This is a genomic window from Sulfitobacter sp. EE-36 (assembly GCF_000152605.1).
Classification (GTDB): domain Bacteria; phylum Pseudomonadota; class Alphaproteobacteria; order Rhodobacterales; family Rhodobacteraceae; genus Sulfitobacter; species Sulfitobacter pontiacus.
This window is the reverse complement of the sequence record NZ_CH959310.1, coordinates 559,965-573,201: the sequence shown is the minus strand read 5'-3', so window position 1 is coordinate 573,201 and position 13,237 is coordinate 559,965. Positions and strand designations below refer to the sequence as shown.

Below are 13,237 nucleotides of genomic sequence, written 5' to 3'. Positions count from 1 at the left end.
CACAGGACTAGACACAAAAAACGGGCGCTTCTCAGCGCCCGTTTTTCGTTTCAAGACATCGGCAGGTTATTCGCCGTAAGGGATCCAGATATTCTTGACCTCGGTCGCGGCGTGCAAGAACGCTTTGCCTTCACCCTCTGCGCCGTCCCAGTCGCGGGCCATGCCGTTGTTGACCCATGTGCGCTTCAGGTTTTGCGCGCTGGCCCGCTCGACGGTTTCGCTTTGCGCCTTGTCGCCAAAGCTCCAGACCGCATCCACGTCCATATGCCGCGCCAGTGTTTCGGCGATGTCCTTCTGTGGCCCGGTCAGGATATTCACCACACCCGCCGGCACGTCAGAGGTTTCAAGCACCTGCACGAAATCCGTCGCAGCAAGCGGGAAGGGGCCGCTGGCGGATAAAATGATCCGGTTACCCATCGCAATAGCCGGTGCCATGCAAGAGATCAGCCCCAGCAACGGTGCCTCCGCCGGGCAAAGTGCGCCGATCACGCCCACAGGTTCCTTCATCGCAAGCGCCACGCCGCGGATCGGTACGCCATGCACCTGCCCATCATATTTGTCGGCCCAGGCCGCGTAGGTGAACAGACGTTTGACCGCGAGATCGACCTCGGATTTGCCGGCTTTAGTGCCCTGCATCGCATCCAGACGCCGTGCGAATTCATCCCCGCGTGCCGCCAGATTTTCAGCGACGTAATACAGGATCTGCGCGCGCAGATGACCGGTGGTCTTGCTCCACCCCTTTGCGGCATGAGCCGCTTCCACGGCATTGCGCACATCCTTGCGCGACGCGAGCGAGACATGGCCCAGCAGATCGCCGGACTTGCCCCAGACCGGTGCGGAATAGCCGCTGTCAGGGCGGCTTTGCTTGCCGCCGATATAAAGCTTGGCCGTCCGGTCGATCGGGTCCGCTGGCGTGCCGCTGCCGGAAAAGGCCGTGATCTCTTTCAAAGGTTTTTGCGTGGTTTTTGGACGGGTATAGGCCGCCAGCCCTTCCCAGCCGCCTTCGCGGCCAAAGCCGCTTTCGCGCACACCGCCAAAGCCTGCCGCTGCATCCATCATATTGGTGCCGTTCACCCAGACGATGCCCGATACCAGCTTGGGCGCGATATCCAGCGCGAGGTTGATATTCTCGGACCAGACTGTCGCCGCCAGCCCGTAGCGGGTGTTATTGGCCAGCTCGACCGCCTCGGCAGGGGTGCGGAAGGTGGTGGATACCAGCACGGGGCCAAAGATCTCGTCCTGCATCAAGGGATCGGCAGGGTTCATGCCGGTGATCAATGTGGGCGGATAATAGCATCCGGTCGCGGGGACATCGCCTGCGGTAAACACCTCGCCACTGGTGTTGGCGGCGACCATTTCGGTCACGCGATGCACCTGAACGGGGTCCACCAGCGCGCCCACATCCACGGATTTGTCCAGCGGGTCACCGACCCGCAGCTTCGCCATCCGCGCCCGCAGCTTGGCATAGAACCGATCCGCCACGGGCTCATGCACCAGCAGACGAGAGCCTGCACAGCAGACCTGCCCCTGATTGAACCAGATCGCATCCACCAGCCCCTCGACGGCTGAATCCAGATCCGCATCGTCGAACACGATATAGGGCGACTTGCCCCCCAGCTCGAGCGTCAGCGCCTTGCCGCTTCCGGCGGTCGCCTCGCGGATGCGCCGCCCGACAGGGGTCGATCCGGTAAAGGCGATCTTGTCTACCTCAGCCTGCACGATCATCTCGCCCACGGCGCCGTCACCGGTGACAATATTCACGACACCCTTGGGCAGGCCCGCCTGCACACAGATATCAGCAAACAGCAGCGCGGTCAGCGAGGTATACTCCGCCGGTTTCAATACCACCGTATTCCCCATCGCCAAAGCAGGGGCCACCTTCCACGCCAGCATCAGCAGCGGGAAGTTCCACGGGATGATCTGCCCGCATACGCCAAGCGCTTCTGCGTCGGGTAGCTCGGACTCCATCAACTGGGCCATGCCCGCGTGGTAATAGAAATGCCGCTGCGCCAAGGGGACATCCACATCGCGCGCCTCGCGAATGGGTTTGCCGTTGTCCAGCGTTTCCAGCACGGCGAACAACCGGCTGTGTTTTTGCAGCAACCGCGCCAGCGCATAAAGGAACCGCGCCCGTCCGTGACCGCCCAGCTTGGCCCATTTGGGCTGTGCCTTGCGCGCCGCGGCAACCGCGGTGTCGACCTCTGCCTGGCTGGCCTGCGTCAACGTCGCCAGCACATTGCCATTGGCGGGGTTGCGGCTTTCGAAATCATCCCGCGCCTCGGTGAACGCGCCGTCGATGAAATGCCCGAAACGGCTGCCCTGATCGACCAGCCACGCCAGTGCGTCAGCGGCATTTTCCGGTGCCGTCCCATAGTCCATGGTTTCATAGATTTCGGACACGCTCATGGGTTCACCCTTTTCAAAATACTCAAATCCGACATTGGTTTCACGCGGCTCAGCTGATGGCGTGACGATGGCTTGCGGAATAGCTGCCCGACACATGATGGTCGAGCTGACGTTCGATGTCGCCCAACAGCGACGAGGCCCCGAAACGGAAGAGGTCGGGCTGCAACCAGCGGTCGCCCAATTCCTCTTTCATCATGGCCAGATAGACCAGCGCGTCCTTCGCCTTCGATATCCCGCCTGCGGGCTTGTAGCCAACGCGGAAGCCGGTGCGGTCGAAATAGTCGCGGATCGCGCGGATCATCACGAGGGTTACGGGCAGGGTCGCATTCACGCTTTCCTTACCGGTGGAGGTCTTGATGAAGTCAGCACCCGCCATCATGCAGATCAGCGAGGCACGCGCGACGTTGCGCAGGCTGCCCAACTCTCCGGTCGCGAGGATCGCCTTGACATGCGCATCGCCACAAGCGGCGCGGAAGGCACGCATTTCATCATAAAGCGCCTGCCAGTCACCTGACAGCACATGGCGGCGCGAAATAACGATATCGATCTCGGCGGCTCCGGCGGCGACGCTCATTTCGATCTCGCGCAGACGCAGCTCGAACGGGGAGAGACCGGCGGGAAATCCTGTAGAAACGGCAGCAATCGGGATGCCTGTGCCCTGCAGTGCTGCTTTGGCGGGGGCGATCATCTCGTGGTAGACACAGACCGCGCCCACGGTGATCTGCGACATGCCAAGCGCGTCCAGCAGCGCGGGCGCAATCGGTTGACGTGCCTTCGCACAAAGTCGCTCGACACGGCGGGCGGTATCATCCCCTGACAGCGTGGTCAGGTCGATACAGCTGACGGCGCGCAGCAGCCATGCGGCCTGATACTCTTTCTTCACGGAACGGCGCGCGGGCAAACCCGCGGCGCGGCGCTCCACCGCAGAGGAGTTCACCTGCACGGCGCGCACCCAATCCATATCCAGCGGCATCCCCGGATTGCGGGGTTCCGTCACCTGTGGCAGGTGGCTTTGGGCCAGTTCGGTCGGGTCATATACATGCGTGGACATGGGCGCTTTCCTGTCTGATCAGACAGGCAATGTGCCACGGGGCAACGGCGCAATGCAAGCATCGCGCCCTCACGTCACATCCGCCAGCGGCGTTCAGCTGCCGCGATAGGTTGAATAGCCGAACGGCGATAGCAAAAGCGGCACGTGATAATGCGCATCCGCATCCGAAATGCCAAAGCGGAGGGGGATCTGGTCCAGGAACCGCGGTGCTTCGGGCTCCGCTCCGATGGCATCAAGATAGGCCCCGGCTTCGAACACCAGCTCGTAGGTGCCAGCCGCAAACTGGCCCTTGGGCAAGATCGGCGTGTCAGTGCGACCGTCAGCATTAGTGGTCATTTGCACCAGCTTCATGCGGTTGGCCCCCTCGATCCGGTAAAGCGTGATTTCCAGCCCGCCCGCGGGGCGGCCGCGTGCGGTGTCCAGAACATGCGTCGTCAAATAGCCGTTTGCCATGGGTGGGGTCTTTCCTGATCCGTTGGACCCTTACGATAGGCGGGTGTCGGGCTAGGTCAATGGCGGATTGATGGGCGGCTTTCTGGGCGCGTCCGCGCTGAAAGAGGCGGTGATTCGGGCGATGGCGAAAAATAATTCGCCTACCGAATCGTTTTTGCTTGAGCCGCGAATCATCCTGCGCCTATATGGTACACAACATTCAATCGGAGGTGTTGCCTGCCAGCGACCCATACAATCCGAGTATGTATTCTGGGGGACAGAATTCTTATGATCGGGCAAGTCGCACGTGGTGCGGCGATCATTGGGCAGGGGCCGACAGGACTCGTGTTGCATAGCGCAGCAAGAGCGGCCCCTTCCACTCACTTTCCCGCCCGATATGCCCCCCGTATGTGTTTGAGTTTCAGGCCGGCCAGCGCCATAGAACTTTCGCTATAAGAGAGCAGGGCCACTCGAGCCGATCTGGCAGCCGGCCGACCTTTCGGGAAGGGTTGGCTGGCTGTACATTGCGAAAAATCAGTGCCAGAAAACCGTTGGTTGACTAAAACAACGGCCCGCAGCGCGCGGTTTCCCCGCGCGCGCAGGCGCTGACCAAAGGACGATCCCATGACACGCTACCCTCGTGATTTTCACGGCTACGGCCCCACACCGCCTGATGCACAATGGCCGGGCGGCGCGCGGATCGCGGTGCAATTCGTGCTGAACTATGAAGAAGGCGGCGAGAACTGTCTGCTTCACGGGGATGCCGCATCAGAGGCCTTCCTGTCCGAGATCGTCGGGGCCGCCCCTTGGCCGGGGCAACGCCACTGGAACATGGAATCCATCTATGACTACGGCGCGCGGGCGGGCTTTTGGCGGTTGCACCGCCTGTTCACCGGAGCGGATATCCCTGTTACCGTTTATGGCGTCGCCACCGCCTTGGCGCGGTCCCCGCAGCAGGTAGAGGCGATGACCCAGGCCGATTGGGAAATCGCAAGCCACGGGCTGAAATGGATCGACTACAAGGATCACACCGCCGAGGTCGAAAGCGCCGATATGGACGAGGCGATCCGCCTGCACCGCGAGGTCGTCGGCACAGCGCCGCGTGGCTGGTACACGGGGCGCAGCTCTGTGAACACGGTCGCGCTGGCGGCAGAGACGGGGGCCTTCGACTATATCTCGGATACATACGACGATGATCTGCCCTACTGGATGCAGGTGGCAGGGCGCGATCAGCTGATTATCCCCTATACTCTTGATTGCAACGATATGCGCTTTGCCACGCCGCAGGGCTTTAATTCGGGCGATCAGTTCTATGCCTATCTGCGCGATACCTTCGATGCGCTTTATGCCGAAGGCAGCGCCGGGCAGGCCAAGATGATGTCGGTCGGGCTGCATTGCCGTCTGATCGGGCGGCCCGGACGGATACAGGCGCTGAAACGCTTTATCGACTACATCAAAGGGTTCGAAGGCGTCTGGACGCCGCGCCGCATCGACATCGCAGAGCATTGGCGTGTCACCCATCCGCCTCAGCCGCGCCTGCGTCTGGACCAGATGGACCGCGCCAGCTTTGTCGCGAAATTCGGCGGGGTGTTCGAACATTCAGCGTGGATCGCCGAACGCGCCTATGACCTTGAACTTGGGCCCGCGCATAACTCTGTCGCGGGGATACATAATGCATTGGCGCGGATGTTCCGGTCGGCGACGCGGGCGGAACGCTTGGGCGTGCTGACCGCGCACCCCGATCTGGCGGGCAAGTTGGCGGCGGCCAAACGGCTGACGGCTGAAAGCACGCAAGAACAAGCCAGCGCCGGGCTGGACGCCTTGACCGATGCCGAGCGCGCCCGCTTCGAGACGTTGAACAGCCAATACGTCGCGAAACACGGGTTTCCCTTTATCATCGCGGTGAAGGATCACGACAAGGACGGCATCCTGCGCCAGTTCGAGACCCGCATCGCCAACGCAACCGAAGATGAATTTACCACCGCATGCGCACAGGTCGAACGGATCGCACGGCTGCGGCTGGAGGATATGCTATGACCTATGCCTTCCCCCCCGGCGGTCTGCCGGACCAGACTGTCTCTCCTGAAAGCACGGCTGTTTTCACCGACGCCTACGCAGTGATCCCTGCCTCGGTGCAGCGGGACATCGTGACCAGCTTGCTGCCCGGATGGGTGAACACACGCGCCTGGGTGCTGGCGCGGCCGCTGACCGGATTTGCAGAAACCTTCGCGCAATACGCGGTAGAGCTTGCCCCCAAGGGTGGCAGCGACACGCCCGAGCCGGACGCGCAGGCGCAAGCGGTCTTGTTCGTGGCCACAGGCCGCGCACGGTTGACGCTGGACGGGCAGGGGTATGATCTTGTGGCAGGGTCTTACGCCTATATTCCCCCTGCGGCCAAATGGACGCTTTGGAACACCGGCGATACGCCTTGCGGCCTGCACTGGGTGCGCAAGCGCTATGTCCCCGTGGACGGCTTGGATGCGCCGGAGGCATTCGTGACCCATGACGACGAAGTCGCACCGATTGCCATGCCCGATACCGATGGCGCTTGGGCGACCCAGCGTTTCGCGGACCCAGGCGATCTGCGCCACGACATGCACGTCAATATCGTGACCTTCCAACCGGGCGGGCGCATCCCTTTCGCAGAGACCCATGTGATGGAACACGGGCTTTATGTCATTCAGGGCACGGCGGATTATTTGCTGAACCGCGACTGGGTGCCGGTTGAAGCGGGCGATTTCATGTGGCTGCGCGCTTTCTGTCCGCAGGCCTGTATTGCCACGGGGCAAGAACCCTTCCGCTATCTGCTGTATAAGGATGTGAACCGCCACATGCCGCTGTCGCTATGAGCCCGCGCGAGATCACCGTTCAGCCCCTGACCGCAGATGCCTTCGCCCCTTTCGGTGAAGTGCTGGACAACTCGGGCGCGCCGGACCGGATCATCAACGCGGGGCTTTGTGGGCGGCACCATGATCTGGCAAAGCTGGATTTCGGGCCCGACGGTCGCGCGGGCATCAGCATCTTTAACGCGCAGGCCCGTCGTCTGCCGTACCAGTTGGACCTGCTTGAACGGCACCCCGAAGGGTCGCAAGCCTTCCTGCCACTGACGGGCGCGCCGTTTCTTGTGATCGTGGCACCCGACGAGGGCGATACCCCCGGCACACCGCTGGCGTTCTTGACGGCACCGCATCAGGGCGTGAACTTTCACCGCGGGACATGGCACGGCGTGCTTACCCCTTTGGCAGAGCCCGGGCTTTTCGCCGTGGTGGACCGCATCGGCACCAGCCCCAACCTTGACGAATACCCGCTGGACCCGCCTTATATGATCAAGGGGTAAACCCCGCAGATAATCGGACCGCACAAATAGCGGCCAGTGATCAACAAGGGAAATTTGATATGACACGCCACGCCATCGGCACGCCGGAACAACTGCGCGACCCCAATTACATGCCGCCGCTGTATCGCGCTATTCCTCTGGGTGTTCAGCACGTGCTGGCGATGTTCGTGTCCAATGTCACCCCCGCCATCATCATCGCGGGCGCGGCGGGCTTTGGGTTCGGGTCGAACTCGCCCGACTTTCCCGAACTGCTGTACCTGATCCAGATGTCGATGCTGTTTGCCGGTGTCGCGACGCTGCTGCAAACGCTGACGCTGGGGCCTGTCGGGGCAGGGCTGCCGATTGTGCAGGGCACGTCTTTCGCGTTCATCCCCATCATGATCCCTCTGGTGGCGGGTAAGGGTGTGGACGGGCTTGCCGCGCTGTTCGGAGGCGTTGTGATCGGCGGCATGTTCCACGCCTTTCTGGGGCTGTTCATCGGCAAGATCCGATTTGCGCTGCCGCCGCTTGTTACGGGGTTGGTGGTCACGATGATCGGCCTGGCGCTGGTCAAGGTGGGGATCCAATACGCTGCCGGTGGTGTACCCGCGATTGGCACGCCTGCCTATGGCAGCCTGCTGAACTGGTCGGCCGCGCTGGTGGTGATCTTTGTCACATTGGGCATCAAGTTTTTCACCCGCGGAATGCTGTCGATCTCGGCTGTGCTGATCGGCTTGATCGTGGGGTATATCTATGCGCTGGCCGTGGGGATGCTCAGCTTTGGCGACATCAGCGGGTCGTGGTCACGCTCTGCCGCCTTTGCGCTGCCCAATCCGCTGAAATACGGGTTCGAGTTTTCGGCAGCGGCGATCATCGGCTTTTGTCTGATGGCGTTTATCTCGGCGATTGAAACCGTGGGTGACGTCGCCGGGATCACAAAGGGCGGCGCGGGCCGTGAGGCGACCGACCGCGAAATCCAGGGCGCGACCTATGCCGACGGGATCGGGTCCGCCGTCGCCGGTCTTTTTGGGGGGCTGCCCAACACATCCTTCAGCCAGAACGTCGGCCTGATCGCCATGACAGGCGTGATGAGCCGCCACGTCGTCACCGTCGGTGCGCTGTTCCTGATCCTCTGCGGGCTGGTCCCCAAGGTCGGCGGCGTGATCCGCACCATCCCGATCGAGGTTTTGGGCGGCGGGGTTATCGTGATGTTCGGCATGGTCGTCGCCGCCGGCATGTCGATGTTGTCCGACGTGGACTGGAACCGCCGCAATATGGTGATCTTTGCCATCTCGATCTCGATTGGTCTGGGGCTTCAGCTGGAACCCGGCGCGGTGCAACACCTGCCCGATACGGCCAAGATCCTGCTGACCAGCGGTCTGCTTCCCGCGGCCCTGATTGCTATTGTACTGAACCTGCTTCTGCCCGAAGAACTGGCAGAGGAATCAACCGAGGAAGTCTCGGGCGGGTTGTCAGGCAGTTCTAAGGGTAAGCTGCCGCATACACCCAAGACGCTACACTAAGGAGCCACCCCATGTACGATATGGCCGCCATTGGCGCTTGGATCGAGTTTGCCGTTCGCTGGGTGCATGTCATCACGGCCATCGCGTGGATCGGGTCATCGTTCTACTTTATCGCGCTGGATCTGGGCCTGCACCGCGACCGCAACCTCAAAACCGGCGCGGACGGGGAAGAATGGCAGGTCCACGGCGGCGGGTTCTATCACGTGCAGAAATATCTGGTGGCCCCCGCGCAGATGCCCGACGATCTGATCTGGTTCAAATGGGAAAGCTATTCGACGTGGCTCTCCGGCTTTGCCTTGCTGATCTTGGTCTACTACCTCGGCGCGGAATTCTATCTTGTCGATCCCACTGTCGCAGAACTGGCGAACTGGCAGGCCGTGGGGATTTCCCTGTTGTCGCTCGGCTTTGGTTGGCTGGTCTACGACCAGATCTGCAAAAGCAAATTCGGCGATAACAACACACGGCTGATGATCGGCCTCTATGTGATCCTTGTGGGGATGGCCTATTTCTATACCTCGGTCTTTTCGGGGCGTGCAGCGTTGCTGCATCTGGGCGCGTTCACCGCGACGATCATGTCGGCGAACGTGTTCTTCATTATCATGCCGAACCAACGGATCGTGGTGGCCGACCTCAAGGCGGGGCGGGTGCCGGATGCGAAATACGGCAAGATCGCCAAACAGCGCAGCACACATAATAACTATCTGACCTTGCCGGTCATCTTCCTGATGCTCAGCAACCACTACCCGCTGGCCTTCGCGTCGGAAATGAACTGGCTGATTGCGGCACTGGTGTTTCTGATGGGGGTCACGATCCGCCATTACTTCAACAGCCTGCATGCGCGTCAGGGGAATCCGACGTGGACATGGGCGGTCACCGCGCTGTTGTTCGTCACGATCATGTGGCTGTCGACCGCGCCGATGTTCCGCAGCGTCGAGCCGGAAGAGGCCACCGGCCCCGCACTGCGCTTTGCCCAGGCCGAAGGGTTTGACCGGGTGCATGATATCGTGCGCGGTCGGTGCAGCATGTGTCATGCGGCAGAACCCGCGTGGGACGGGCTGCTTTGGCCGCCGAAATCCATCCGGCTTGAGACAGAACATCAGATCGCCAGCGCGGCCAAACAAATCTATTTGCAAGCGGGTGTGACAGATGCGATGCCCCCCGCCAACTTAAGCCATATGCAGGCCAGCGAACGCGCCGAGATCGTCGCCTGGTTCAATGCAGCCACGCAGGATTAACCTCGCCGACGAGCGTTAACCATCCGTATTCGCGGCTTTCAGAATCGCGCGCCTCTATGCTAGGTCTAGCCGCATGGCGCATCCAAACCCCAATATAAGCGAAAATCGCCCGGTGATCCGGCAGCTCGACGACTCGGCGATTAACCGTATCGCCGCCGGAGAGGTCGTTGAACGCCCTGCCTCTGCGGTCAAGGAACTGGTCGAGAACGCAATCGATGCGGGCGCGCGGCAAATCACGGTCGAATATGCCGATGGTGGCAAGACGCTGATCCGCGTCACCGACGACGGCTGCGGCATCGCCGCGGACGATCTGACGCTGGCGCTGTCCCGGCACGCGACCTCGAAGATTGACGGGACGGACCTGCTGAACATCCACACCTTCGGTTTTCGCGGCGAGGCGCTGCCCTCGCTTGGGGCTGTCGGGCGGCTGACCATTTGCAGCCGTGTTGCCGGACAGGACGGGGCCGAGATTTCGGTCAACGGCGGCGTGACCGGCCCTGTGCGCCCTGCTGCGCTGAATGGTGGCACCGTCGTCACCCTGCGCGATCTCTTCTTTGCCACGCCCGCACGGTTGAAGTTCCTGCGTACCGATCGCGCCGAAGCGCAGGCGATCTCTGACATCATCAAGCGGCTGGCGATGGCGGAACCCTTCGTGCGTTTCACCCTGCGCGATGTGTCCGGCGACGGACCGGGCCGCGAGGTGTTTCGCGCCGAGGCCGAACAGGGCGATATGTTCGCCGCGCTGCACGGGCGTTTGGCGCAGGTGCTAGGGCGCGAGTTTGCTGAAAACGCGCTGGCCATTGATGCCGAACGCGAAGGGCTGCACCTGACGGGCTACGCGGCGCTGCCGACCTATTCGCGCGGCTCTGCCGTGACGCAATACCTGTTTGTGAACGGGCGTCCCGTCCGTGACAAGCTGCTGGTGGGGGCGTTGCGCGGGGCCTATTTCGACCTGCTGAGCCGTGACCGCCATCCCGCCGCCGCGCTGTTTGTCGATTGCGATCCCAAGCTTGTGGATGTCAACGTCCACCCCGCCAAATCCGAAGTGCGCTTTCGAGATCCAGGACTGGCACGCGGGTTGATCGTATCGGCGCTGCGCCATGCGCTGGCGGATGCGGGGCACCGTGCCTCAACCACCGTGGCGAATGCGACTTTGGGGGCGATGCGCCCCGAACAGCCCGGTGCGCGGGTGTATCAGATGGACCGCCCCTCGCTTGGTGCGCGCAGTGCTGCCTATCAAGCGCAAGCGCCCGAACCCGGCTTTGCCGAAACCGCCGGCATGTGGGGCCGTGTTGAAACGCCCCCCCAGTACGAGGCTGGCGGCGCTGACGTTCAGACCCACGACACTCGGACCCACGACGCACACACGCCCGCCGCCGAACCCGCGCCGGACTTCCCCCTTGGGACCGCGCGGGGACAGGTGCACGAGAATTACATTATCGCACAGACGGCGACGGGCATGGTCATCGTGGACCAGCACGCGGCGCATGAACGGCTGGTCTATGAAAAGCTGAAACGCCAGATGGCCGAAAACGGTGTCGCGGCGCAGGCCTTGCTGATCCCCGAGATCGTGGATCTGTCAGCGTCGGACTGCGCGCGGCTGCTTGAGGTCGCGGAAGACCTCGCGCGGTTTGGACTGGGGATCGAAGCCTTTGGCGGCAGTGCCATTGCCGTGCGCGAAACGCCCGCGATCCTTGGCACGGTGGATGCCAAGGCGATGGTGCTGGATATCCTTGATGAGCTCGCGGATCAGAACGAAAGCAACACGTTACAGGCCCGGATCGAGGCGATCCTCAGCCGTGTGGCCTGTCACGGTTCCATCCGTTCGGGTCGCTGGATGCGGGGCGAGGAAATGAACGCGCTGCTGCGCGAGATGGAGGCGACGCCCCATTCCGGCCAGTGCAACCACGGCCGCCCCACCTATGTCGAGCTGAAGTTGAGCGATATCGAACGTCTGTTCGGGCGCACATGATCCAGCTTGGCGGTGAAACCTACGCGCTGACAGACCCTGCCATGCTGCTGCTGATTGGCGGCGGGGGCGTGGTCTTGCTCGTGCTGATCCTGCTGGTGATGGCGGTGCGTGCGGCGGGGCGGTCGGCGCGGGTGGCGGCCCCGCTGGCGCGACAGATGCAGATACTGGGCGGCCATGTGCAACAGCTTGGCATGGGGCAGGAACAGCTGCGCGGCGGCTTGCAAACCGTGTCGGATACCCAAGCCAATGCGCAGGCTCAGATGGTGCAAAGCATCGAGGCCCGCATGGCCCATGTGCAGCAACAAATGCAGGACCGGCTGGCCGAGAACGCGGCCCGCTCTGCACGGTCCTTGGCAGAGATGCAGGAACGCATGAGCGCGACGCTTCACGGTTCCAGCAAGCAGACGACGACCAGCCTGACCCAGCTACAGGAACGGCTGGCCGCGATTGACAAGGCGCAGGACAATATCACCAAACTGTCGGGCGACGTGTTGTCGCTGCAGGATATCCTGAGCAACAAACAGACCCGTGGCGCATTCGGTGAAATCCAGCTGCATGATATCGTCTCTAAGGCGTTGCCAAGTGACAGCTATACGATGCAGGCGACGCTTTCCAACGGCAGGCGCGCGGATTGCCTGATCCACCTGCCGAACCCGCCCGGCCCGATCGTGATCGACAGTAAATTCCCGCTTGAAGCCTATGAAGCCCTGCGCCGTGCCAAGACGGAATACGAGGTCAAGGATGCCGCCCGCGCCATGCGGGTTGCGGTCAAGGCACATATCCAGGCGATCACCACGAAATACATCATTGAGGGCGAGACCGCGGATGGCGCGCTGATGTTCCTGCCCTCGGAAGCGGTCTATGCCGAGCTGCATGCGAACTTCCCTGAACTGGTCCGCGAAGGCTTTGATGCGCGGGTCTGGATCGTATCCCCGACCACCTGCATGGCAACGCTGAATACGATGCGCGCGATCCTCAAGGATGCGCGGATGCGGGAACAGGCAGGGGCCATCCGCAAAACGCTCAAGATGCTGCACCGCGATGTCGAGATCGTGGTCGAACGTGTTGGCAAGCTGAACACCCATTTCGGGCAGGCCCGCGCTGATCTTGAACGCTTGGGCACGGCCGCTGAACGCGCGGGTAAACGTGCGGCAAAACTGGATAATTTCGATTTCGAAGAACTGTCAGAGCAGGATAATCGCGTTGTGCCGCTTTCGCGCCCTGACAAACGGCCCTGACGGGCTATCTAAGCGAGGAGCCACGACAAGGGTGTCACAAAAAGTCGTAGTTAGTGTCTGATTA

10 protein-coding genes are annotated in these 13,237 nt (G+C 62.0%); 7 read left to right on the top strand and 3 right to left on the bottom strand.

Going from position 1 to position 13,237, the window contains the following annotated elements; all coding sequences use genetic code 11:
* Nucleotides 1–66 precede the first annotated feature (66 nt).
* From EE36_RS05415 to uraH, 3 genes are all read right to left on the bottom strand, one after another.
* On the bottom strand, nucleotides 67–2,406 hold the full coding sequence (locus tag EE36_RS05415; RefSeq protein ID WP_005850234.1) for an aldehyde dehydrogenase family protein: 2,340 nt from the start codon (nucleotides 2,404–2,406) through the stop codon (nucleotides 67–69).
* A 49-nt stretch (nucleotides 2,407–2,455) separates the two neighbouring features.
* Nucleotides 2,456–3,457 (bottom strand): deoxyribose-phosphate aldolase, encoded by a 1,002-nt coding sequence (deoC, locus tag EE36_RS05410; RefSeq protein WP_005850232.1) that lies wholly within the window; start codon nucleotides 3,455–3,457, stop codon nucleotides 2,456–2,458.
* Between the two features lie 93 nt (nucleotides 3,458–3,550).
* Nucleotides 3,551–3,910 (bottom strand): hydroxyisourate hydrolase, encoded by a 360-nt coding sequence (gene uraH / locus EE36_RS05405; RefSeq protein ID WP_005850231.1) that lies wholly within the window; start codon nucleotides 3,908–3,910, stop codon nucleotides 3,551–3,553.
* Nucleotides 3,911–4,513: 603 nt separating this feature from the next.
* Between uraH and puuE the strand changes: the two genes are divergently transcribed.
* The 7 genes from puuE (at nucleotide 4,514) to EE36_RS05370 (ending at nucleotide 13,173) form a co-directional block, all read left to right on the top strand.
* On the top strand, nucleotides 4,514–5,926 hold the full coding sequence (puuE, locus tag EE36_RS05400; RefSeq protein WP_005850229.1) for an allantoinase PuuE: 1,413 nt from the start codon (nucleotides 4,514–4,516) through the stop codon (nucleotides 5,924–5,926).
* Nucleotides 5,923–6,738 carry a bifunctional allantoicase/(S)-ureidoglycine aminohydrolase gene (locus EE36_RS05395; protein ID WP_005850227.1) on the top strand — a complete coding sequence of 272 codons (816 nt, stop codon included), beginning with the start codon at nucleotides 5,923–5,925 and terminating at the stop codon, nucleotides 6,736–6,738. The genes puuE and EE36_RS05395 overlap by 4 nt, the downstream gene beginning before the upstream one ends.
* Nucleotides 6,735–7,226, top strand: coding sequence for an ureidoglycolate lyase (locus EE36_RS05390; RefSeq protein ID WP_005850225.1), 492 nt, complete (start codon nucleotides 6,735–6,737; stop codon nucleotides 7,224–7,226). The genes EE36_RS05395 and EE36_RS05390 overlap by 4 nt, the downstream gene beginning before the upstream one ends.
* Before the next feature lie 59 nt (nucleotides 7,227–7,285).
* Nucleotides 7,286–8,728 carry a uracil-xanthine permease family protein gene (locus tag EE36_RS05385; RefSeq protein ID WP_005850223.1) on the top strand — a complete coding sequence of 481 codons (1,443 nt, stop codon included), beginning with the start codon at nucleotides 7,286–7,288 and terminating at the stop codon, nucleotides 8,726–8,728.
* Nucleotides 8,729–8,739: 11 nt separating this feature from the next.
* Nucleotides 8,740–9,963, top strand: coding sequence for a urate hydroxylase PuuD (locus EE36_RS05380; RefSeq protein ID WP_005850221.1), 1,224 nt, complete (start codon nucleotides 8,740–8,742; stop codon nucleotides 9,961–9,963).
* 73 nt (nucleotides 9,964–10,036) lie between these two features.
* Nucleotides 10,037–11,935, top strand: a complete 1,899-nt coding sequence (gene mutL / locus EE36_RS05375; RefSeq protein ID WP_005850219.1) for a DNA mismatch repair endonuclease MutL — start codon at nucleotides 10,037–10,039, stop codon at nucleotides 11,933–11,935.
* Complete coding sequence (locus EE36_RS05370; protein WP_005850217.1) at nucleotides 11,932–13,173, top strand: DNA recombination protein RmuC; 1,242 nt, start codon at nucleotides 11,932–11,934, stop codon at nucleotides 13,171–13,173. Before mutL ends, EE36_RS05370 begins: the two co-directional genes overlap by 4 nt.
* The last annotated feature ends 64 nt before the right edge of the window (nucleotides 13,174–13,237 follow it).

Excerpts from the sequence above, each read along its gene's own strand:
- uraH (WP_005850231.1), bottom strand. The coding sequence starts at position 3,910 with ATGGCAAACGGCTATTTGACGACGCATGTTCTGGACACCGCACGCGGC.
- EE36_RS05395 (WP_005850227.1), top strand. The coding sequence starts at position 5,923 with ATGACCTATGCCTTCCCCCCCGGCGGTCTGCCGGACCAGACTGTCTCT.
- mutL (WP_005850219.1), top strand. The coding sequence starts at position 10,037 with ATGGCGCATCCAAACCCCAATATAAGCGAAAATCGCCCGGTGATCCGG.
- EE36_RS05385 (WP_005850223.1), top strand. The coding sequence starts at position 7,286 with ATGACACGCCACGCCATCGGCACGCCGGAACAACTGCGCGACCCCAAT.
- puuE (WP_005850229.1), top strand. The coding sequence starts at position 4,514 with ATGACACGCTACCCTCGTGATTTTCACGGCTACGGCCCCACACCGCCT.
- EE36_RS05415 (WP_005850234.1), bottom strand. The coding sequence starts at position 2,406 with ATGAGCGTGTCCGAAATCTATGAAACCATGGACTATGGGACGGCACCG.
- EE36_RS05370 (WP_005850217.1), top strand. The coding sequence starts at position 11,932 with ATGATCCAGCTTGGCGGTGAAACCTACGCGCTGACAGACCCTGCCATG.
- EE36_RS05390 (WP_005850225.1), top strand. The coding sequence starts at position 6,735 with ATGAGCCCGCGCGAGATCACCGTTCAGCCCCTGACCGCAGATGCCTTC.
- deoC (WP_005850232.1), bottom strand. The coding sequence starts at position 3,457 with ATGTCCACGCATGTATATGACCCGACCGAACTGGCCCAAAGCCACCTG.
- EE36_RS05380 (WP_005850221.1), top strand. The coding sequence starts at position 8,740 with ATGTACGATATGGCCGCCATTGGCGCTTGGATCGAGTTTGCCGTTCGC.